The 22,780-nt window shown below is 33.9% G+C and carries 23 protein-coding genes and 1 tRNA gene; 15 read left to right on the top strand and 9 right to left on the bottom strand.

All coding sequences use genetic code 11. From position 1 onward, the window contains the following. Positions 1 to 2: 2 nt before the first annotated feature. The 3 genes from AC1DVP_RS03240 to lepA form a co-directional block, all read right to left on the bottom strand. Complete coding sequence (locus AC1DVP_RS03240) at positions 3 to 224, bottom strand: addiction module protein (protein ID WP_477182112.1); 222 nt, start codon at positions 222 to 224, stop codon at positions 3 to 5. A 27-nt stretch (positions 225 to 251) separates the two neighbouring features. After that, positions 252 to 1,697, bottom strand: coding sequence for a hypothetical protein (locus AC1DVP_RS03235; protein WP_477182111.1), 1,446 nt, complete (start codon positions 1,695 to 1,697; stop codon positions 252 to 254). Positions 1,698 to 1,803: 106 nt separating this feature from the next. After that, positions 1,804 to 3,600: a translation elongation factor 4 gene (gene lepA, locus AC1DVP_RS03230; RefSeq protein ID WP_477182110.1), complete on the bottom strand. Its 1,797-nt coding sequence runs from the start codon at positions 3,598 to 3,600 to the stop codon at positions 1,804 to 1,806. 300 nt (positions 3,601 to 3,900) lie between these two features. Here lepA and dusB point away from each other — a divergent pair, with 300 nt between their 5' ends. Further along, positions 3,901 to 4,893 carry a tRNA dihydrouridine synthase DusB gene (gene dusB / locus AC1DVP_RS03225; RefSeq protein WP_477182109.1) on the top strand — a complete coding sequence of 331 codons (993 nt, stop codon included), beginning with the start codon at positions 3,901 to 3,903 and terminating at the stop codon, positions 4,891 to 4,893. 52 nt (positions 4,894 to 4,945) lie between these two features. Here dusB and AC1DVP_RS03220 read toward each other — a convergent pair whose 3' ends face one another. Next, positions 4,946 to 6,145, bottom strand: coding sequence for an ABC transporter permease (locus tag AC1DVP_RS03220; RefSeq protein WP_477182108.1), 1,200 nt, complete (start codon positions 6,143 to 6,145; stop codon positions 4,946 to 4,948). Between the two features lie 3 nt (positions 6,146 to 6,148). Further along, entirely contained in the window at positions 6,149 to 6,541 is a 393-nt protein-coding gene (gene rbfA / locus AC1DVP_RS03215) for a 30S ribosome-binding factor RbfA (RefSeq protein WP_477182107.1), read from the bottom strand. A gap of 241 nt (positions 6,542 to 6,782) precedes the next feature. On the opposite strand from rbfA, the gene mce reads away from it, so the two are divergent. Next, complete coding sequence (gene mce / locus AC1DVP_RS03210; protein WP_477182106.1) at positions 6,783 to 7,184, top strand: methylmalonyl-CoA epimerase; 402 nt, start codon at positions 6,783 to 6,785, stop codon at positions 7,182 to 7,184. Positions 7,185 to 7,310: 126 nt separating this feature from the next. After that, a tRNA-Ile gene (locus tag AC1DVP_RS03205) sits at positions 7,311 to 7,384 on the top strand. 577 nt (positions 7,385 to 7,961) lie between these two features. Here the strand turns inward: AC1DVP_RS03205 and AC1DVP_RS03200 are convergent. After that, positions 7,962 to 8,549: a riboflavin synthase gene (locus tag AC1DVP_RS03200; RefSeq protein WP_477182105.1), complete on the bottom strand. Its 588-nt coding sequence runs from the start codon at positions 8,547 to 8,549 to the stop codon at positions 7,962 to 7,964. 58 nt (positions 8,550 to 8,607) lie between these two features. Between AC1DVP_RS03200 and pdxA the strand changes: the two genes are divergently transcribed. The 11 genes from pdxA (at position 8,608) to AC1DVP_RS03145 (ending at position 16,641) form a co-directional block, all read left to right on the top strand. Beyond that, a complete protein-coding gene (gene pdxA, locus AC1DVP_RS03195; protein ID WP_477182160.1) occupies positions 8,608 to 9,657 on the top strand; it encodes a 4-hydroxythreonine-4-phosphate dehydrogenase PdxA in 1,050 nt (349 codons plus the stop codon). An 84-nt stretch (positions 9,658 to 9,741) separates the two neighbouring features. After that, complete coding sequence (locus tag AC1DVP_RS03190) at positions 9,742 to 10,284, top strand: YceD family protein (protein ID WP_477182104.1); 543 nt, start codon at positions 9,742 to 9,744, stop codon at positions 10,282 to 10,284. Positions 10,285 to 10,293: 9 nt separating this feature from the next. Further along, positions 10,294 to 10,491, top strand: a complete 198-nt coding sequence (gene rpmF / locus AC1DVP_RS03185; protein WP_100432852.1) for a 50S ribosomal protein L32 — start codon at positions 10,294 to 10,296, stop codon at positions 10,489 to 10,491. Between the two features lie 177 nt (positions 10,492 to 10,668). Next, the gene (locus AC1DVP_RS03180; protein ID WP_477182103.1) at positions 10,669 to 11,667 is read left to right on the top strand and encodes a beta-ketoacyl-ACP synthase III; all 999 of its coding nucleotides are present in this window, start codon (positions 10,669 to 10,671) and stop codon (positions 11,665 to 11,667) included. 23 nt (positions 11,668 to 11,690) lie between these two features. Next, positions 11,691 to 12,170 (top strand): acetyl-CoA carboxylase biotin carboxyl carrier protein, encoded by a 480-nt coding sequence (gene accB / locus AC1DVP_RS03175; RefSeq protein WP_477182102.1) that lies wholly within the window; start codon positions 11,691 to 11,693, stop codon positions 12,168 to 12,170. 93 nt (positions 12,171 to 12,263) lie between these two features. Continuing rightward, positions 12,264 to 13,610, top strand: a complete 1,347-nt coding sequence (accC, locus tag AC1DVP_RS03170) for an acetyl-CoA carboxylase biotin carboxylase subunit (RefSeq protein WP_477182101.1) — start codon at positions 12,264 to 12,266, stop codon at positions 13,608 to 13,610. A gap of 303 nt (positions 13,611 to 13,913) precedes the next feature. Next, on the top strand, positions 13,914 to 14,207 hold the full coding sequence (locus AC1DVP_RS03165; RefSeq protein WP_477182100.1) for a hypothetical protein: 294 nt from the start codon (positions 13,914 to 13,916) through the stop codon (positions 14,205 to 14,207). A 50-nt stretch (positions 14,208 to 14,257) separates the two neighbouring features. Next, a complete protein-coding gene (locus tag AC1DVP_RS03160) occupies positions 14,258 to 14,554 on the top strand; it encodes a hypothetical protein (protein ID WP_477182099.1) in 297 nt (98 codons plus the stop codon). 16 nt (positions 14,555 to 14,570) lie between these two features. Continuing rightward, positions 14,571 to 14,867 carry a hypothetical protein gene (locus AC1DVP_RS03155; RefSeq protein WP_477182098.1) on the top strand — a complete coding sequence of 99 codons (297 nt, stop codon included), beginning with the start codon at positions 14,571 to 14,573 and terminating at the stop codon, positions 14,865 to 14,867. Between the two features lie 10 nt (positions 14,868 to 14,877). Continuing rightward, on the top strand, positions 14,878 to 15,165 hold the full coding sequence (locus tag AC1DVP_RS03150) for a hypothetical protein (RefSeq protein WP_477182097.1): 288 nt from the start codon (positions 14,878 to 14,880) through the stop codon (positions 15,163 to 15,165). A 135-nt stretch (positions 15,166 to 15,300) separates the two neighbouring features. After that, positions 15,301 to 16,641 carry a sigma-54-dependent transcriptional regulator gene (locus AC1DVP_RS03145; protein WP_477182096.1) on the top strand — a complete coding sequence of 447 codons (1,341 nt, stop codon included), beginning with the start codon at positions 15,301 to 15,303 and terminating at the stop codon, positions 16,639 to 16,641. 185 nt (positions 16,642 to 16,826) lie between these two features. Here the strand turns inward: AC1DVP_RS03145 and AC1DVP_RS03140 are convergent, their stop codons facing one another. Then, positions 16,827 to 19,268 carry a hybrid sensor histidine kinase/response regulator gene (locus AC1DVP_RS03140; RefSeq protein ID WP_477182095.1) on the bottom strand — a complete coding sequence of 814 codons (2,442 nt, stop codon included), beginning with the start codon at positions 19,266 to 19,268 and terminating at the stop codon, positions 16,827 to 16,829. 34 nt (positions 19,269 to 19,302) lie between these two features. On the opposite strand from AC1DVP_RS03140, the gene AC1DVP_RS03135 reads away from it, so the two are divergent. Next, the gene (locus AC1DVP_RS03135) at positions 19,303 to 19,488 is read left to right on the top strand and encodes a hypothetical protein (protein WP_477182094.1); all 186 of its coding nucleotides are present in this window, start codon (positions 19,303 to 19,305) and stop codon (positions 19,486 to 19,488) included. 87 nt (positions 19,489 to 19,575) lie between these two features. Here the strand turns inward: AC1DVP_RS03135 and AC1DVP_RS03130 are convergent, their stop codons facing one another. Beyond that, entirely contained in the window at positions 19,576 to 20,772 is a 1,197-nt protein-coding gene (locus tag AC1DVP_RS03130; RefSeq protein ID WP_477182093.1) for a C1 family peptidase, read from the bottom strand. 87 nt (positions 20,773 to 20,859) lie between these two features. Then, complete coding sequence (locus AC1DVP_RS03125; RefSeq protein ID WP_477182092.1) at positions 20,860 to 22,761, bottom strand: S9 family peptidase; 1,902 nt, start codon at positions 22,759 to 22,761, stop codon at positions 20,860 to 20,862. Between the last annotated feature and the right edge of the window lie 19 nt (positions 22,762 to 22,780).

Below are 22,780 nucleotides of genomic sequence, written 5' to 3'. Positions count from 1 at the left end.
CTCTAAAGCGTTTTAGAAACTTCATCCCAATCTAAAAGTCTTTCGGGATTTGTTTTTGCTTTTGCCATTCGGTCTAAAACAATTCGTTGGTGTTCCACAGGAATTTCCATATCTTCATTCCAAATGGCATCATTAACTTTTAATCGGTCTTTCGGCGAAAGTTGCTTAACAGCTTCAATCAATTGATTGACACTCAAATCGATGTTTAATTTTATAGTTTCCATAAAAACAAAGTTAGTGAAAAAATAATTTTATCCTCCATTAACTCCAAATTTTCTAAATGCCTGAACTGTTTGATAGATTCCATAGGAAACGAATATTTTTCCTAAGATAAAAAAGGAAAAAGGGAAAAAGTAATTTTCTGTTTTTTCAATTGGTGGTTTTAAAAAAGAAAAAGGATTTATAAATTTTATATAATTAATATAGAAATCCTCTTGTTTTGGAATTAAGTAAAAACATTTTTCTTGAAAGATGTAAGTTAACAAATGTAAAATATAGAACAGAAAACTCCATTTTATGATAAACTGCAGTCCTTTTGTCCAATCTAAACCAAAATAATTAGAATCTTCATTAAAATACAGAATCATTGAATCTTTCCAATTTAATTTATTTTGATCTACTTCTTTTTTAAATGCATTTAGTTCATATGCTTTAAAACGTAAATAATCTATTTGATTATGAGAATTAGTTAATTCTCGTTTTATGGCTCTTAAAGTTTTTCTATCCCAATTCTCTAGCACTTTTTCATTTGACTTATTTAAGTCATCAAAATAAGCAACTTTTTCAAAAGAGACTTGATGTAATTTCATTTTATTTGCTTCAAAAGAATCAAAAGAAACCTTTCTTTCAAAAAAGCTATGAGATATTTCAAAAGAATTAATTTTTGAATTATCAAACAAAACATATTTTTTAAATTCACAAGCAACAAATCCTAATTTTGAATTAGTCAAATTTTTACATTTCTCAAACCAAGTCGTACTTAAGAAATCACATTTATCAAAACTACATTTACCGATAAAATTTGAATTTGAAAAAGAAACTTTTGAAAAAGTATTATTATAAAATTTTGTATGTTGATAAACTGTTTTGGAAGATTTTAAATATTGGAAATTATATTTAAACGAGGTATTTTCAAAAGTTGTTTTGTCCTTAAAGTTATTACCTGAAAAATATGCATTATAAAAATTAGAGTTGTTAAATGTTATTGCATCTATTCCTTTTCCGCCAACTTCGTTGCCAATAAACTCAAATTTTCCTTGAATATGTTCAATGTTTTGAATTAATAAATTATCCGAGATAATGAGATTGCTTATATAGAAATTTGTAGATAATTTTGGTTTCGGTTCATCAATAGTATATCCTTTATCATAATAAAATTTAAGGCACTTTAACTCGAACTTATTGTAATAACCATTAATATTTAATGATATTATGCTTTTTGTATTTTTGAAAGATATTTCATTTAGGGTGCATCCAATAAATTCTACTTCACAATCAAAACTACAATTATCAAATTTAAAATTATATTCAGGATTTGAGATATGCTCAAAAATGAGTTTTTCACATTTAAATATTCTGTTTTCTAATGGAGCTGATAATCCTTGTACATCAAAGAGTACGGTTATAATATCATTAGGAAAATCTATTTCTATCCTATTCTCAATTAAATCATCTAGACTAATAATCTTATCACTCATTTTAATAACTATTTGGTATCCAAAAATAAACAAAAAAACCTGACAATTTTCATCATCAGGTTTTCTCTATATTCTAAAAGACGCACAACCGTACATCTCTACAAATTTAATCATTCAGCTTCAATACCGCCATAAATGCTTCCTGCGGAATCTCAACATTTCCTACCTGGCGCATACGTTTTTTACCTTTTTTCTGTTTTTCAAGCAATTTACGTTTACGGGAAATATCACCGCCGTAACATTTGGCAGTAACGTCTTTACGTAACGCTTTAATCGTTTCACGCGCAATGATTTTGGCACCAATCGCCGCTTGAATCGGAATATCAAATTGTTGTCTCGGAATCAATTCACGCAATTTCTCGGTCATTTTCTTTCCGATGTTATATGCATTGTCTTCGTGAATCAACGCAGAAAGAGCATCAACCGTTTGACCATTCAATAAAACATCCAACCGAACCAATTTTGAAGTTCGCATTCCAATTGGAGAATAATCAAATGAAGCATATCCTTTTGAAACCGTTTTCAATCTATCGTAAAAATCGAATACAATCTCTGCCAAAGGCATATCAAAATTCAATTCTACACGTTCCGTTGTCAAATACGTTTGATTCGTAATTTGACCACGTTTTTCGATACATAAACTCATTACGTTTCCAACAAAATCGGATTTGGTAATGATAGTCGCTTTAATATAAGGCTCTTCAACTCGGTCCAAACGAGAAGGTTCAGGTAAATCTGATGGATTGTTAACTACAAAAGCATCTTCTGGGTGCTTTTTGGTGTAAGCCAAATACGAAACGTTAGGAACCGTAGTAATTACAGTCATATCAAATTCACGTTCCAATCGCTCTTGAATAATCTCCATGTGCAGCATTCCCAAGAATCCGCAACGGAAACCAAATCCTAAGGCGGCAGAACTTTCAGGAACAAATACAAGTGAAGCATCGTTCAATTGCAGTTTTTCCATCGAAGAACGCAAATCCTCATAATCTTCAGTATCTACAGGATAAATCCCGGCAAATACCATTGGCTTTACATCTTCAAAACCAGTAATCATATTAGTGGTAGGCGTTTTGGCATCCGTAATAGTATCACCCACTTTTACTTCTTTGGCTTCTTTAATTCCCGAAATCAAATACCCAACATCTCCTGTCGAAATTACATTTTTAGGAACTTGATTCAATTTCAATGTTCCAACTTCATCGGCAAAATATTCATTGCCAGTAGCCATAAATTTAATTTTTTGGCCTTTTTTAATTTCCCCGTTTTTCACACGGAAAATTACTTCGATACCACGAAACGGATTGTAATGCGAGTCAAATATCAAAGCCTGAAGAGGTTCATCTTTAGTTCCTTTTGGAGCCGGAATCTTTTCTATAATTGCCGCCAAAATATTCTCAACACCAAAACCAGTTTTACCCGAAGCATGAATAATATCTTCCAGCTTACATCCAAGCAAATCAATAATATCATCACTTACTTCCTCTGGATTGGCGCTTGGTAAATCAACTTTGTTCAAAACCGGAATAATTTCCAAATCATTCTCCAAAGYCAAATACAAGTTAGAAATCGTTTGTGCCTGAATACTTTGCGCAGCATCCACAATCAGCAAAGCTCCTTCGCAAGCCGCAATAGAACGAGAAACTTCATAAGAGAAATCCACGTGACCCGGAGTATCGATCAGGTTCAAGATATATTCTTCGCCTTTATACGTATATTCCATTTGTATGGCGTGACTCTTGATCGTAATACCACGTTCACGTTCCAAGTCCATATTGTCCAGCAATTGCGCCTTTTCTTCACGAGCCGTTACCGTTTGAGTTGCCCCCAATAATCGATCCGCCAATGTACTTTTACCATGGTCAATATGTGCAATAATGCAAAAATTCCTAATATGTTTCATGTATAATGATGTCTAACTTATGTTATTCCGAACAGCCACTGGCTGTTCTCCTCTTAATATCAAATCTCACGCAAACGCCGTAAAGCGACAATTAATCTGCAAATATACTCTAAATTCAACAGTTTCAAAGTTTCAAAATAGGAAACTCAAGCATTTCCCTAAAGTCTTTTCAAATTGTAATACATATACCCCTTAATTAGTTACCATATTATTCAAAATCACATCCTTACCTATCTAATGTCATTAAGTCTTTTATCCTTTCGCTGAAAAAATGTAATTTTGCAAAAAATTTAAAGGACGATGATTAAGATTGGCAGCATTATATTACCCGAATTCCCCCTACTGTTAGCACCTATGGAAGATGTGAGCGATCCTCCATTCCGCAGATTGTGCAAAACACACGGTGCCGATTTAATGTACTCCGAATTTATTTCTTCCGAAGGCCTAATCCGTGATGCCATCAAAAGCCGAATGAAATTAGACATCTTCGATTATGAAAGACCCGTAGGAATCCAAATTTTTGGCGGGGACGAAGAAGCGATGGCTTTATCGTCCAAAATCGTTTCTACCGTAAACCCCGATTTAATTGACATCAATTTTGGCTGTCCTGTCAAAAAAGTAGTTTGCAAAGGAGCCGGTGCCGGAGTTTTGAAAGATGTTGATTTAATGATTCGCTTGACACAAGCCGTTATCGACAGCACGCATTTACCAGTAACCGTAAAAACGCGTTTGGGCTGGGACGACAGCTCCATAAATATAGACGAAGTTGCCGAACGTTTGCAGGACATTGGCGTAGCTGCTTTGAGCATCCACGCTAGAACCCGTGCCCAAATGTACAAAGGCCATTCCGACTGGTCACATATTGCCCGCGTCAAAAACAATCCGAGAATCACAATGCCTATTTTTGGAAACGGAGATATTGATTCTCCCGAAAAAGCATTGCATTATAAAAACGAATATGGCATCGACGGAATAATGATTGGTCGCGCCGCCATTGGTTATCCTTGGATTTTTAACGAAATCAAACATTATTTCAAAACAGGAGAACACCTGGCAAAACCTACCGTTGCCGACAGAGTCGAAGCTGTTCGAAACCACCTTACTTGGGCAATGGAATGGAAAGGAGAACGCTTAGGCATCGTTGAAACTCGTCCGCATTACACCAATTATTTCAAAGGAATTCATTCTTTCAAAACCCACAAACAAAAATTAGTAACCCTAGACCGTCCCGAAGAATTATTTGCTCATTTGAATGAAATCGAAGAGGCTTATGCAGGTTATGAGGTTGTTTAAAAATATTTCCCGTAGAGATGCACTGCAGTCATCTCTACGGGAAATATTTTTTCTAATCCAACAACTTCTTACTCACTCTACTACTCGCAATTAGCGAAGCGATAAAACCAAGAGTCACAATTGTTGCCATAACAATCAATACATTTTCAAGTGTAAAAATAACTGGATAAGCAAGTGTTGGGGTTATCATTATCAGTTGATACTGTTGTTGTAGCAACACAACTACAACACCTAATAATAGCCCAATAATTCCACCAAAAACACTTAGCAAAGTTCCTTGAAGCAAAAATATATTCCGCAAATCTTTGATATCAGTTCCGAGATTAAAAAGGGTTTTTAAGTTTCCTTTTTTATCCAAAATCATCATGATAAGGGCGCCAATCAAATTAAAAAGCGCCACAACAATTACCAAAGTAAATATCAAATACACTGCTATGTTTTCTGTATTCAGCATTTTATATAAGGACTCATTTAACTGTTCCTTATTTTTTACTGTAATTTTATTTTTAAAAATCGACTGCAGTTTTTGAACAACTGCACTTTCATCAGCATCTTTTTTTAATTTGATTTCAAGATGGGAAATCTGATTGGTCTTGTACTCCATTAATTCCTGTGCCAAACCTAAATCGGAAAACACATATTTAGAATCCAAATCTTCACTAATCGCATAAATCCCAACCGGAAAAACATCAGCTTTATTAAAAGCTTGTTCAGGATTTTCAATTGCTCCTTTACCTGGTTTTGGAACAAAAACCTCAAAAGCGTTATTGTAATCGAGCAACCCCATCGAGAACTTTTGAGCAATACCATAACCCACCACCACTTGATAAGTATCAAGTTTCAGCCATTGCCCATTGTATAATTTTTTATTAAAATCGCTGACAGTGTTAAAAGCAGAATCAACACCTTTCAAATAAGTAACCTCTTGTTTACCATTAAAAGTAAAGAGCACTCTTTCTTCAATAACTTTAGAATAGGAAGCAACACCTTCAGTTCTCCTAATCTCTTTTTCCTGTTTTGGCACAATAAAAAAAGATTTACCAAGCGTACTGCTCACTTTAAGATCAGGGTCAATATCACTAGTAAAAGAAAGACTGAATTCCTTCAGTCCAGTAAAAACCGAGAGTACCACAAACAGCGCCATTGCTCCCACAATAACTCCCATACTTGCAATACCATTAATAATATTGATAGCATTATTTTTGCTTTTGCTAAAAATATATCGTTTGGCTATGTAAAGAGGAAAATTCAAATTTTATTGAAATCTGCGTTTATCCAACAAATCTCTATTCTCTATCGGATTTTCTTTATTCGCCAAAGCATTATCAATCTTCTCTATATAATCCAAAGAATCATCAATAAAGAAAACCAAGTTTGGCACTTTACGCAATTGTAAACGCACTCTTTGCGATAAATCGTGCTTAATTAAAGTAGAATTAGTTTTAATCGCCACCAACGTTTCCGCCGCTTTTTCTTGTGGAAAAATACTTAAATGCACCGTCGCCACAGACAAATCTGTAGTCACCGTAACTTTGGATACTGAAATTATTAAATTCGTAATTCCATTTTTTCTCACTTCACCTTGCAGAATATCAACCAAATCTTTTTGGATAACCCCGCCTATTTTTTTCTGTCTATTTGTTTCCATAGTGCAAAAATACTATTTTTTTGAGAGACCAACCCACAAAGTCACAAACTCATAAAGTTTTTTATATTTGTTCTTGTATTTAGAAGCGAAAAATTAGGCTTTTCAGCAAGCAAAGTTCCTGCTGTCCATTATATCTTTTTATCCCGAAAAAAAATCGGGATAAAAAGGATGCCATTTCCATCAGGGCTATGAAGAAACATGATGCATTTTTGGAAACATTTTATAAAGAGAAACACAAATAATGAGAAAAATAGAACACATTGGCATCGCCGTGAAGAATTTGGAAGTATCCAATATATTATTCGAAAAACTCTTTGGCGCACCAGCCTACAAGCAGGAAGAAGTCGCCAGCGAAGGCGTAAAAACATCCTTCTTTATGAATGGTCCCAACAAAATTGAACTCCTCGAAGCCACCAGTCCAGAAAGCCCAATCGCCAAGTTTCTTGAAAAAAAAGGAGAAGGCATCCATCACATCGCTTTTGATGTAGAAGACATCTTTTCTGAAATCAAACGCCTCAAATCCGAAGGATTCACAGTCCTAAACGAAACCCCAAAAAAGGGAGCCGACAATAAATTGGTCGCTTTTTTGCATCCAAAAGGCACAAATGGCGTTTTAATTGAATTATGTCAGGAAATAAAATAAAATTTAGTCAATTCATAATCAGTTCTTTTCAAAACAGATTAACATAAACCACTAAACAATTCAAAATCTACCCCAAAAATACTTGCGGTAATAAAATAATTGTAGTAATATTGCAAACTCTTAACCGGTCCTATAGCTCAGCTGGTTAGAGCACCTGACTCATAATCAGGTGGTCCCTGGTTCGAGCCCAGGTGGGACCACAAACCGCACTAATTTAGTGCGGTTTTTTTATTTAAAGCTCTTATTTTACCGGGATTTACGTTTTTTTGATCAAGTGCAAAAGTTAGTTTTAACTTTTTTGAAAACATAGAACTATCAAAAAAAAATATTTTACAATACTAAACGACAAATTTATTTAAAATACATTTTTGTAAGTTTTTACTTTACGATTAAAACATACGATTGATTTACCGTAAAATTTTGCATTTAATCGCAATTTATTTCCTTCCAATATAAAAAAAACATACTTTTGCATTAAAGGTTATTCAAAAAAAATCATAATACCACATCCCCAAAATGAAGACAATTTTAAATAAAACTTTACAAAAAGGAAGCATTCTGCTTTTTTGCCTTTATGGATATGTTGCGCATGCAGATGACCCAGAACCACCAATAGACCCACCGCCAACAGAAGACGCTCCAATAAACGAGAATATCTTAATACTAATCTTCATAGCTGTTCTATTTGGAATATACATTATATATAATCACAAACTAAACAAAAAAAGACCAATTTAAAATTGGTCTTTTTTTGTTTATAATCTCATTTTTTCTGTTCTATTTGCTCACATACAGCCTAGAAACATATTTTCCAATTACATCAAATTCCAAATTAACAGCAGTCCCCACAGCAAACGAATTAAAATTAGTATGTTCGTATGTATAAGGTATGATAGCCACACTAAAATTATTCTTGCCAGAATCCACCACAGTCAAACTAACTCCGTTTACTGTAATAGAACCTTTCTCAATAGTAATATTTTGCAAATCGGCATCATACTCAAAAGTATAAAACCAGCTTCCATTAGTTTCCTCAACTGCAATACAAGTTCCTGTTTGATCCACATGACCTTGCACAATATGTCCGTCCAAACGGTCTCCAAGCTTCATCGCTCTTTCGAGATTGACACTATCTCCAACTTTCCAATTGGATATATTGGTTTTTTTGATAGTTTCCCCAATAGCAGTAACCGTGTAATGATTACCAGCTATAGCAACAACTGTTAAGCATATTCCATTATGAGCCACGCTTTGATCAATTTTTAATTCGTTTGCCAATGCCGAATCTATAGTGATATGAATATTATTCTGCTCTTTTTTAACTTCTTGGACTTTGCCAAGCGTTTCAATTATTCCTGTAAACATTTCTTATTTTATTTTACTAAATTTGCAGTTCAAAATTAGCAATAAATAACTAGAGAACATTATGAAAAAAGCAGAAAATATAATCGTAGGAATTTCAATAGGAGATTTAAACGGTATTGGAAGCGAAGTGATTCTAAAAACATTCGAAGATACCAGAATGTTAGAATTATGCACTCCCGTTATTTTTGCCAATGTAAAAATTCTATCTTTCATCAGAAAAAATTTTGAATCAATAGTTCCTTTACACGGTATAGACAAACTGGATCAAATTGTAATTGGCAAAGTCAATGTTTTAAATCTTTGGAGAGAAGGAGTTGATTTAAACCTTGGAACTAATGATGAAAAAATAGGGCAATATGCCATCAAATCATTTGTTGCCGCTACCAAAGCGTTAAAAGATGGAGAAATTGATGTATTGGTGACCGCCCCAATAAATAAGTACAACATTCAATCCGAAGATTTTAAATTCCCAGGACACACAGACTATCTAAATCAAGAATTAGAAGGTGATGCATTAATGCTAATGGTACAAGACAACCTAAGAGTTGGCTTATTAACTGATCATATCCCAATTAACGAAGTAGCTTCACATTTAACAGAAGAATTAATTTTCAAAAAAATTGAAACCGTCAATAAAACTTTAATTCAGGATTTTAGCATTAACAAACCCAAAATTGCAGTACTCGGTCTTAATCCTCATTGCGGTGACGGAGGTGTTATAGGAAATGAAGATGACGCCATTTTAAAGCCTGCCTTGAAAAAATTATTTGAAAAAGGGACTCTCGTTTTTGGTCCTTTTGCAGCAGATGGCTTCTTTGGAAGCAATCAATATGAAAATTATGATGCCGTTATAGCCACATATCACGATCAGGGATTGATTCCCTTTAAAACATTATCTTTTGGAAATGGCGTAAATTATACAGCAGGACTCAATAAAATAAGAACTTCACCAGATCACGGAACTGCATACGACATAGCAGGGAAAAATAAAGCCGATCACAACTCTTTTAAAGAAGCTGTTTATCTTGCAATTGATGTATATAATTCGAGAAATCAATATGCAGAAATTAGCCAAAAGCCTCTAAAAACAAAAGAAAAACAGTTATAAACAAAAAAAGGTGAATAACATTATTAGATTTCCATTTATTTTATATCTTTGCACTCCCGAAGTTTAGGGCAAATTGTTGTTGAAATGAGCAAGACAAAAGAATATACAATTCCTTTCGTAGGATTGAAGCTAGGGAAACACAAATTTGAGTATCAAATAAGTAATGAGTTCTTTGAAATCTTTGATTATAATGAATTTCAAAATTCAGACATCAAAGTAAATGTAGTTTTAGACAAAAAAAGCAACCTGTTAGAACTAAGTTTCAAACACGAAGGAACCGTTAATGTTCCTTGTGACCTTACAAGTGAGGATTTTGATTTACCAATAAAAGGAAAATTAAAACTTATTGTTCGATTTGGAGAAACTTTTAATAACGACAATGAAGAGTTGCTAATACTTCCTTTTGGGGAATTTGAAATAGACATCGCTCAATATATTTATGAGATGATAATTCTCTCAGTTCCATTAAAAAGAATACATCCTGGAATAAAGGATGGCAGTTTAAACACAGAAGCTTTGAAAAAACTGAAAGAATTGACAATTAAAGAGCAAAAAAAAGAAAAAAAAGAAGAAGAAAACATAGACCCGCGCTGGGACAAATTAAAGCAACTATTAACGGATAAATAATATAGTAAAATGGCACATCCTAAGAGAAAAATCTCAAAAACTAGAAGAGACAAAAGAAGAACACATTACAAAGCTACTGTAGCTCAAATCGCTACGTGTCCAATTACTGGAGAAGCACATTTATACCACAGAGCTTACTGGCATGAAGGGAAAATGTACTACAGAGGACAAGTTGTTATCGATAAATCTGTCGTAGCTCTTGCTTAATACGTTTTTGTAAACAATACTAGAACTCTCACCTCGTGAGAGTTTTTTTTGTTGTTTATAATTTACCTCCCCAAATAAGAAAAACTTAACACAATTAGTTTAGTTTTTTTATTGTAATTTTAGAGACTTTTAAAAATTTTGCAAATGGCAGCATTTGACAATAAATAATCGCATATAATGAGTACAATTACAGCCGCAATTACCGCAGTTGGTGGTTATGTTCCGGACTTTGTTCTTTCCAACAAAGTTTTAGAAACGATGGTCGACACAAATGATGAATGGATAACCACACGCACAGGAATTAAAGAAAGAAGAATACTAAAAGATGCTGATAAAGGAACTTCTTTTCTTGCTATAAAAGCTGCACAAGATTTAATCGCTAAATCAAATATTGATCCTCTTGAAATAGATTTGGTTTTAATGGCAACTGCAACTGCAGATATGCCAGTAGCGGCAACTGGTGTTTATGTAGCCACTGCAATAGGCGCTACCAATGCATTCGCTTACGATCTACAAGCCGCGTGTTCAAGTTTCCTTTATGGGATGTCAACTGCCGCAGCTTACATCCAATCCGGAAGATATAAAAAAGTACTCTTGATAGGTGCTGATAAAATGTCATCTATTGTTGATTACAAAGACCGATCTACCTGTATTATTTTTGGTGACGGTGCAGGCGCAGTATTATTTGAGCCTAACTACGAAGGATACGGATTGCAGGACGAATACTTAAGAAGTGATGCTATTGGTCGTGATTTCTTGAAAATACCTGCTGGCGGATCTATTCTGCCAACAAGTATAGATACAGTAAATGACAACAAGCACAACATCATACAAGACGGAAAAACTGTTTTCAAATATGCCGTTACCAATATGGCCGATGCAAGCGAATTGATCTTGAAGAGAAACAATTTAACCAATGAAGATGTAAATTGGTTAGTGCCTCATCAGGCAAACAAACGCATCATCGACGCAACTGCCCACAGAATGAACTTGGAAGATGCCAAAGTATTGATGAATATTGAAAAATATGGAAATACTACTTCAGCAACATTACCTTTAGTATTATACGATTTTGAACACCTTTTCAAAAAAGGAGACACTATCATTTTTGCTGCTTTTGGCGGTGGTTTTACTTGGGGATCTATTTACTTAACTTGGGCTTACGATAAAAAATAAATTAAACTAAAAAGAACTTAATTATGGATTTAAAAGAAATTCAAAATCTAATTAAATTTGTAGCAAATTCAGGTGTTGCAGAAGTAAAATTAGAAATGGACGATGTAAAAATCACCATCCGAACTACTTTAGAAGGAAACGTTACCGAAGCAACTTATGTTCAACAATTGCCTGCTCAAAACGCTCTTCCGCAAGCTGCCGCTCCACAGCAGATTGCTCCTGTAGCCGCTACCCCTGTAGCCGAACCAGTTGAAAAAAACAATTACATCACTATAAAATCACCAATCATTGGTACTTTTTACAGAAAGCCTTCTCCAGATAAGCCAATGTTTGTTGAAGTTGGTAAATCCATTGCTAAAGGAGATGTTCTTTGCGTAATTGAAGCAATGAAATTATTCAACGAAATTGAATCAGAAGTATCTGGTAAAATCGTAAAAATATTGGTAGACGATATGTCTCCTGTAGAATTTGACCAACCTTTATTCTTAGTAGATCCATCTTAAATAAATTAAAAAAATAAACAGATTCCAAATTCCAAAACAAATCTTGGATTTGGGATTTGGAATTTAATTTTTGGAATTTAATTTTAAAAAAATATGTTTAAAAAAATACTAATAGCAAATAGAGGAGAAATTGCACTTCGTGTCATCCGTACTTGTAGAGAAATGGGTATCAAAACGGTAGCAGTTTATTCTACTGCCGATGCGGAAAGCCTGCATGTAAAATTTGCTGATGAAGCTGTTTGCATTGGACCTCCACCAAGCAACCTGTCTTATTTAAAGATGTCAAATATTATTGCAGCTGCAGAAATCACAAATGCAGATGCAATTCATCCTGGTTACGGTTTCTTATCTGAAAACGCAAAATTTTCTAAAATCTGCCAAGAACACAACATAAAATTCATAGGTGCATCTCCTGAAATGATTGACAGAATGGGAGATAAAGCTTCTGCAAAAGCTACCATGATCGAAGCTGGAGTTCCATGTGTACCAGGTTCAGTTGGAATTTTAGAATCCTTTGAGCAAGCTGCAGAATTAGCCAATCAATTTGGATATCCTGTGATGCTAAAAGCAACTGCTGGTGGTGGTGGAAAAGGAATGAGAGCTGTTTGGGCTCCCGAAGATTTATTAAAAGCTTGGGAAGGTGCTCGTCAGGAATCGGCGGCTGCTTTTGGAAATGACGGAATGTATCTTGAAAAATTAATTGAAGAGCCTCGTCATATCGAAATCCAAGTTGTTGGTGATTCATACGGTAAAGCTTGTCACCTTTCTGAAAGAGACTGTTCTGTTCAACGCCGTCACCAAAAATTGACTGAAGAAACTCCTTCTCCTTTTATGACCGACGAATTGCGTACTAAAATGGGAGAAGCTGCTGTGAAAGCAGCAGAATATATAAAATACGAAGGTGCTGGAACTGTTGAGTTTTTGGTCGACAAACACAGAAACTTCTACTTCATGGAAATGAATACTCGTATCCAAGTAGAACACCCTATTACGGAACAAGTAGTAGATTATGACTTGATTCGTGAGCAAATTTTAGTAGCTGCAGGTGTGCCAATTTCAGGAAGAAATTACCTTCCGCAATTGCATGCTATCGAATGCCGTATCAATGCTGAAGACCCGTTTAACGATTTCAGACCATCTCCAGGAAAAATCACTACATTACATATGCCAGGCGGTCACGGAGTTCGTTTGGATACTCACGTATATTCAGGTTATACTATTCCGCCAAATTACGATTCTATGATTGCTAAATTAATTACTACAGCCCAAACTCGTGAAGAAGCTATTAGTAAAATGAGAAGAGCATTAGACGAATTTGTAATCGAAGGAATCAAAACAACTATTCCGTTCCATAGACAATTGATGGACGATCCTAAATATATTGAAGGCGATTATACAACTGCTTTCATGGATACTTTCAAAATGATTCCTATAGAATAATTTTAAAGGCTGTCAATATTTAGACAGCCTTTTTTCATTTATCAAGTTAACCCTTTCGGAATTTAAAATTCTGAAAGGGTTTCTTTTTTCCTTATTTTTTTAAAGTAAACAATATTTATGTATATTTTTTATACAGGTATTGATGAAATTACACACTTTCCTCCTCTTTTAAATTTTGGCACATTTCAAAAAAAACGTTTAACCATAAGGCTTTATTAGCTTTGGCACACCTCTTTTCTTTAATGGCATAATATTTTCATTATCTAAAGCGTAAACAACAATTTAATAATCAAAATTAACATTATGAAAAATTTATTTTTATCAGCCGCAATTGCTTTAGGAAGCTTAACTTCATTTGCTTCGACTACAGTTCCTTCTATTATTGTAAAAAACATTTGTATTGGAGACGAATACACCGAAATTAAAATAGAAGAAGTTCCTACCGCTGTAACTGATGCTCTTAAAAAAGCATATCCAGACGCAGTAATCGCTAAAGCATACAAAAACGAAAAAACAGAATACAAATTAGATGTTACTGTTGGCGGGAAAACTGAGAGCCTTTTTGCAAATGCAGATGGAACTTGGATTAAAAAATAATCCTGCTAATCTTTTTTAAACTTTAATAAACAATACTAAATAAACTCATTATGAAAAATTTATTTTTATCAGCCGCAATAGTTTTGGGAGGTTTAACTTCATTTGCTTCAACTTCTTCAATTTCAAGTACAATCGTAAAAACAATTTCTGTTCAGGAAGAATACACTGAAATAAAATTAGAAGAAGTCCCTACTGCTGTAACTGATGCTCTTAAAAAAGCATATCCAACTGGGATCCTTTCTAAAGCATATAAAAATGCAAAATCAGAATACAAATTAGAAGTTACTGTTGGTGACAAAGTAGGTGCTCTGTATGCAAATGCAGATGGAACCTGGATCAAAAAATAATTAACAAATTATAATTATGAAAAAGTTAATCTTATCCGCAGTAATAATTCTAGGAGCAATGTCTCTGCAGGCAACTAATACTGTAGATTCAGTTTCGATGATTCAGTCTTTAAATGTTCAAGATGAATTTACCGAAATAAGTGCAGACGCAATTCCTGCAGCCGTAAAATCAACTCTTGAAAAGTCATTTTCAGGCACAAAATTAGAAAAAGCGTACAAAAACGAAAAGAATGAGTACAAGCTGGAAATTACCAAAAATGATAAAAAGTATACAATATTTACGGATGCATCCGGAAACATCATGAAAAAATAAAATTAACATCATGAAAATGCTAATCTTAACAGTGGCTATTGCTCTAGGATGCATAACAATTTATGCTAATAGCAATGCAAATTCTGAAAATATTAAAACTGAATCAAATATTCATACTAAATACACAGAAGTTAGCGTGAATGCAGTCCCTGCAACAGTAAAAGCAACTTTAGAAACAGCATCCACGCACGCTAAGCTTGTCAAAGCGTATGTGAACCATAAAAAAGAGTACAAACTAGAATTATCAGTTGGCAACCAGAAATCTACTGTTTATACAGATGTTAATGGCAACTGGTAAATAATAATTGGGGGAATTAGATTTATGTTTTTGACGAAAAAGGGATTGTTGTACAACAATCCCTTTTTTTTTGCATAATTTTATGAAAATCCAAGTTTATTAATGTTATTTTAGCTGAAAAGGCCTAAAAAACAGATGTCAAAGATATTACTGATAGAAGATGATATTTCATTTTGCAAATTATTAGAAAAATTTCTAATAAAGAAAGCATATCATGTGACCATTGCTTTTTCTGCAGCCGAAGCCAGATTAGCTATCAAAAAAGAATCATTCAACCTGATTCTGATGGACATCCGTTTGCCGGATTTTGACGGTATTGGACTAATGGCAGAATTTAAAAATTCAAATCCAGAAATACCCGTTATACTCATGACAGGATATTCGGATGTGAATACTGCCGTAAAAGCCATTAAAAATGGTGCTGCCGATTATATTTCTAAACCTTTTAATCCTGACGAGGTTTTATTGGTAATTACAAATGCCATGCCGCTTCCTCAAGAAGAAACTCCAGCCAAAGAAAAGAAAGTCAATAAAAAACAAACAGTTCCTGAAAATGAATTTGTAAAAGGAATTTCTGTGGCTTCAAAAAAATTATTGGATCATATTCAATTGGTAAGCCCAACGGATATGTCGGTTTTAATTATTGGCGAAAGCGGCACAGGAAAAGAAATTATAGCAAAAAGCATCCACCAGCAAAGCAACAGAAAGAACAACAATTTTATAGCTGTTGATTGTGGAGCAATCCCAAAAGAATTGGCCACAAGCGAATTTTTCGGACATTTAAAAGGATCTTTTACGGGGGCTATCAACGATAAAATAGGCTATTTTGAAGCAGCTAACGGAGGAACCCTTTTTTTAGATGAAATTGGAAATCTTTCATATGAAAATCAAATACAGTTACTGAGAGCGCTTCAGGAGCGAAAAATAAAGCCCATAGGGAGCAACAAAGAAATTAATGTCGATATCCGAATCGTTACAGCAACTAATGAAGACTTGCGGGAAGCTGTTAAAAACGGAGATTTCAGAGAGGATTTATACCATAGAATCAATGAGTTTTCCATACTCTCGCCTTCGTTAACAGACAGAGAAGAAGACTTAATGGTTTTTGCTGATTATTTTCTTGAAAAAGCCAATCAGCAGCTCAATAAGGAAATCATCGGATTTTCACCCGAAGTTATTGCTATTTTTCAAAAATACAATTGGCCGGGGAATTTGCGAGAACTGCAAAATTGTGTAAAACGAGCGACGCTTTTAACTCGCGGTTATTATATTGAAAGCGATGTTTTGCCCGTCGAATTTTTTCAAACACAAATAAAACAGAATTCCACCGATACTTTTTCTTTATCAGAAAATGAAAAAGGCACCATTATTAATGCCTTATCAAGAACACAAAATAACAAATCTGAAGCAGCCAAACTGCTTAAAATTACCAGAAAAACACTTTATAATAAATTGAAGCAGTATAATATAGATTAAAACGTTGGGTGTAATTCATAAAATCTTAATCAAACACATAGAAACATAGATTTTATGAATAAAAAAGAACACAAAAAGAAATACATTTCTTCCACATAGCTTACTTTGTGAATTTGAAATAAGTGAAACGCCTTTTAAGATTAGAAAATCTATGTGTCTATGTGTCAAAAATTATACTCAACAGCTTAAATTATTTCTTTATTTATCTCCTTAAAAAGCAAGCCCATTTTTGTTTTTAAAGAATCCATAAGATTTTCCAAATCAGAATTTTTCAAATCCTCTTTCTCTAATTCTTTTAGGATTTCACCAATTTCATACGCTTCAATTTGCCTGAACATTGGCGCGATTCTGTGTGCAATAGCATTAATTTTTTCTGTGTCTTTTTCTTTTATGGCATTTTTCAAAAAAACTAGATTGTCTTCACTGCTTTGAATAAACTGCTTTAAAAAAACATATAAAGCTTTATTGTCATTTGCTAAAAACTGTTTTAAAGTTTCTAAAGAATATAATTTTGAAGGTATTATTTCATCGGTTTTATTAAAATCAACTGTTGGGAGTTCCTTATTTTCTATAATATGCTGAATCGTTTCCAGCAATATTTTTGGCGAATATGGTTTTTTGATCACGGTTGTAAATCCAGCCTTGATACAAGTAAAGTAATCCAAATCTGCACGGCCGGTAAGCGCAATTATTGGCTGATTTTTATAGGTTGATTTTTTTTGAGTTTTTAATTTTTCAACAAACAAGAATCCATCCACTACAGGCATTTGGATATCGGTAATTATAAAATCAAAATTGGTGTTTTCAATTGCTTTTAAAGCTTTAACAGCATTATCAAAAGACAGGACATGATGCTTTTCCTGCATTAAAACACCGCTTGTTAAATTCAGCAGATTGATATCATCGTCAATTACAATAAAAGTATATTTTTCAGTATTTAAAAAGATTGGTTTTTCAATTTCGGGAACTGTATTTATGCTGGTATCATAGACTAACGGGAGCTCGATTATAAAAGTGCTTCCCTTACCAAACTCACTTTCCAATTTTAAATTTCCTCCTAAAATGGAGATAATCTTTTGACAAATAGCCAATCCTAAACCTGTCCCGCCGTATTTTTTTTCGATACTTTCGTTCGCTTGAGCAAATTCTTCGAAGACAATTTTTTGGTTTTGCTTTTCAATCCCAATTCCTGAATCTTGAATAGAAATAATAAAAAAGTCATCTTCAATTGCTTTATTAGCATTGATTTTAATATATCCTTCTTCGGTAAACTTATAGGCATTCCCGATGATATTGCTCAAAATTTGTTTCAGTCGAAACGGGTCGCCAACTATTCTGCTACGCAGTCGCTCATCGATATTAATAACAAGATCAATGTTTTTTTCCTTATAAACAGTCTGAATGTTTTTGGCCACTTCATCTATGGCTTCTGGCAATAAAAAAGGAACTTTTTCTATTGTAATTTTTCCAGCTTCAATTTGTGAAAAATCCAATAAATCCTGAACCAACTGTGTAATATATTTTGAAGAGTTCTTGATGTTTTTAACGAAATAAGATTGTTTTGCGTTGACATCAGAATTGCCTAAAAGCTCCGTATAGCCAACAATCGTGCTCAAAGGCGTTTTTAAATCATGACTCACTGTCGAGATAAGCTGTTCTCTGCTTTTTAACAGATTTTTGGTTTTGAAATTGGCGATTTCCAATTGCTTTTTATACAGTTGCGATTTCGAATAATCACTCACAATCAAAATCGAAAAAACCAAAGTCAATATCAAGCCGATAATTGCCGACGCCATAACAACTTCATTGACTTTTTTAAGTGATTTTTCTTTTAGTGTATTGTTTTTTATCGAGTTAATAATGATTTCGCGTTCAATGATCCGAAGTACTTTTCGAAGCTGTTCTGAGATGGCAATTTCATTTTTGAGGAGTTTGTTTTCTTCAAAATTTAATGATTCTTTTTTCTTCTCAGCTTTTAGTTTTACTGATGTCAAAAGCTTTTTCGAATTGGCTAAAATAGAATCTGAAGCTTTTTTACTGAGTGTATTTGTACTGTCATCCGGAATGTTCTGATTGAGATAATCAACGTATTTTCGAAGGACATTTCGCTGATAGCTTCCTAATTCATCTGGATTTTTGGCAAAATCTTTAAGAACAAGTTTTCGAAGCTTAAACTCCATTCTGGTAATTTCATTAATCGCATTATCTACCGAAACTTCATCTTCGGCTTTGTTTTTTATGGTTTTTAATTTTTGAATATTTTTAGTTTTTTCGGACAATAAATATGTCACACTGTCCAGCAAAGTTTTTTGATATTGCGTGGTGACAATTTGTTTTAGTGTATCAATTCTTAATTTTAAAGAATCGGTTTCTATAAGATAGCTTTTAAAATCTTTTTCAGAATTCGTCTGAATTGTTTTGCGGGCTAAACTTTCTGTTTTATAAATATTTGAGAAAAGTTTGCTGACTTTTAAAATCTTAGATTTTTCGAAAGCAATTTTATCTTCCAGTTTGCTGTAAACAACATTTTCAGAATATAAAATCCAACCAACGGTAATTACTAATCCTAATAATGCAAGGTAACCTAAAAGTACTTTAATGGGCGTATAACTTTTTTTGCTCTCCATAAATTATATAACGCTGTTTAGGGAGTTTTAGTCCTTGAGTGCAATCGTAAATCATAACAAAGAAGCCCTATTTTTATCTTTAGCCCTGATCGAAACGGCATCTCCCGATTTAGAAAAACAAGGCTTTTTTGCCTTAGTTTTTGTTAATCGGGAATATAGTGAAGAGCAGGAATCCTATAACCAAAAAAGCCTAATCATACCTGCTCCTAAATATAAATAATAAAAGTTAAGGATTTTAGATTTATATCAAAAAAAGAAGCCGTCTCAATTTTAGACGGCTTCTGCAGTATTATGCTTTTTTGATTTATTAAGCTCCGATCTTCTTAACGATATCGGTTGGAATTCCTCCTTTATTGACCATAAGTGAAGTCGTTTTGTATTTTACAAAATTCTTGCTCACGTACAAATAGCCTTTATAATCGTTTGCAGTTCCCCAAGAATTTTTTACAATATAGTATTCTTTACCCATTTGGTCTTTGGCAATACCCACAATGTGCATAGCGTGATCATCGGTTGTTTGGTAATTATCGAATGCTTTTTGACGAATTTCTTCGGTGATTTCCAATTCTGGTTTTGGACCGTTGAACATATTTTCTTTTTCTTCGGCGGTCATTTCGTCAAATTTTTTGGTTGGAACGTAAGCCACACCATTTTTCCAGCTAAAGCTTTTCTCACTCACATCTGACGCCCAAGCTACAGTATAACCGTTTTTTAAAGCGTTGTCTATGATAGCCGTCATGTCATTCATTTTGATGTTATAAACCAAATCAAATGACCAGTTATCCGGAACCATCATCATAGTTTTGGAATAATAAGGCTGATTCGCATAAGAAGCAAACTCAACATATTCGTCTGGATTGATTCCTACCACTTCCTTTGCAAAAGTCTGCGGCGTATAACTTTTTCCTTTGTAGGTGAAGTTTTCTGGAACCTGCCCCAAGTAAGAATCAATTACAGCAGCATATGCTTTTTCCCAGTTTGGAGTTAATTCTCCGTTTGGATTTTTCACTACAGCAACCAATACCGCTTCTGTTAATGAAGCCATTTCGGCAAACTTATTTTTAGAGGTGCCATAGTTTAAACCCGTGTATACAGATTGAGGCACAGCTCCGTATTTTTTATACATATTGATTACATCATGCAGTTCTCCTCCATCTCCCAAAGTTACTGCTCCATGCATGCGCACATAGTTTTTCCCTTTTTCAACATAAGCATTACGAGCAGAGAAAACCTGCGATAATTCTACCGGCTGTTTCCCTATTCTAATCATTTCTGATTCTAAAAAAGAATTAGTAGAATAACTCCAGCAAGTTCCCGAAGAACCTTGATTTTTGACAGAAGTATTTTCTAAATTGATAACATCTGTAAATTTAAAACTTTCGGCACTTTTTGCGCTAGCGTTAACTTTCAACGAGTTGACCAACCCGTCTTGAGCATTCACAGTATTCATTCCAACTACTAAAGCTGTTGCAATAAAAAACGATTTGATAGGTAATTTATACATTTTTAATATTAGGTTAAGTTTGCAATATGTAACAAAAAATTAAAAATTGTTACGAAACTGTTGCTAAATTATTAATTAATTTGAAAGCTACAAGGTTTCCTTAAGCCATTTGTAAAACTCTTTTTGCCAGATTTGAGCATTTTGGGGATGTAAAACCCAGTGATTTTCTTCCGGAAAATAAAGGAATCTGCTTTTAATTCCTCTCATTTGAGCTGCCTGAAAAGCTTCTTGCCCTTGTCCTATCGGTACTCTAAAATCAATTCCTCCTTGGATAATCAAAATAGGCGTGTTCCAGTTTTGTACATAATTTATAGGATTAAATTGAGTATAGGCTTTTTGAGCTACAGCATTGTCCTTTTCCCAGTAAGGTCCACCAAAATCCCAATTGTTGAAGAAAACTTCTTCGGTGGTTCCAAACATGCTTTGCGTGTTGAAAACTCCATCATGAGCAATGAATGTTTTGAATCTATTATTGTGAATTCCCGCTAAATAAAAGACAGAATACCCACCATAGCTGGCGCCAACACAACCCAAACGGGTTTTGTCTACATAGTTTTCCTTGCTCACATCATCTATAGCCGACAGATAATCGTTCATTACTTGTCCGCCCCAATCTTTACTGATCTGTTCATTCCATTCTACTCCGTGACCTTGCATACCACGACGATTTGGGGCTACAACAACATATCCATTTGCAGCCATTAATTGAAAGTTCCATCTAAAAGAGTAGGATTGAGTCAAAGGAGCTTGCGGTCCGCCTTGACAAAATAAAAGCGTAGGGTATTTTTTGGAAGCATCAAAATTAGGAGGAAAAGCAACCCATACCATCATTTTTTTTCCATCGGTAGTGGAAACATAACGTCTTTCAATTTTCCCCATCTGCAATGAAGCATAAGTAGCTGTATTCACATTAGACAATTGTTTCCAAGTATTTTTCTTTAAATTATATGAAAAAATTTCGACCGCATGATTCATATCGCTTCTAGTCAAGATGAAATCATCTCCTGAAAAACCAACCATATCATTTACATCAAAATCACCATTTGTAATTTGGTGAACCTGAACTGCAATTTTAGTCAAACCAGGAAAATTCACTTCAAATAATTGTTTTGTGCCATCTATTGGAGCAATAAAATAAATTTTTCGCCCGTCTTTCGACCACATAAAACTGTCCACAGTTCCGTCCCAGTTTGCCGTTAAATTCATTTTCATGCCTTTGAAACTAACAATTAAATCATTTTTATCTGATTCATATCCGTCACGTTTCATCTGCAGCCAAGTCAAATCTCCAGAAGGAGAAAATTGCGGTGCAGTGTCATAACCAGCATTTCCCTCTGATCTATTAATCGTTTTTCCAGATTCTAAATTGTACTCATATATATTAGTATCAGTAGAAAGCGCATATTCAGTTCCCGCTTTTTTCTTGCACACGTATACAATGCTTTTGCCGTCTGGCGACCAAATATAATCTTCATCACCTCCAAAAGGCTTTTGCGGACTGTCGAAATTTTCACCCTTTAGGATATCAATTCCTTCTGAACCTTCTTTATTTTCTTTGTAAAAAACGTGATTAAATTTCCCTTCGTTCCAAGTATCCCAATGGCGATAATCTAAGCCGTTATAGATTTGAACATTGGATTTGTCTAAATCAGGGTAGTAATCTTTCCCTAATACTTTATCAATTTTTACTTCTTGATTGTAAACCAAATATTTTCCGTCTGGAGAGATATTTTTATCAGCCAAAACTTCTTTGGCATCAATGATTTCTACTGTTGCTCCGCCATTAATAGCTACTCTATAATATTTGGAATTGGATTGGTTTTCCTCGATCGAAGGAGTTGATACTTTATAAACAACATTCTTGCCGTCTTTTGAAATTCCTAAAGGAGTAATTCGTCCTAATTTCCAAAGTAATTCGGGAGTCATTACATTTTGAGCACTCGCTGTTAAACTCATCATTGTTAGCATTAAAAAGAGTATTTTTTTCATAATTCTTGAAAATATATGT

Source organism: Flavobacterium sp. P3_A6, from assembly GCF_056403035.1.
The sequence above is the reverse complement of the archived record's forward strand: the minus strand, read 5'-3'. Positions and strand labels throughout refer to the sequence as shown.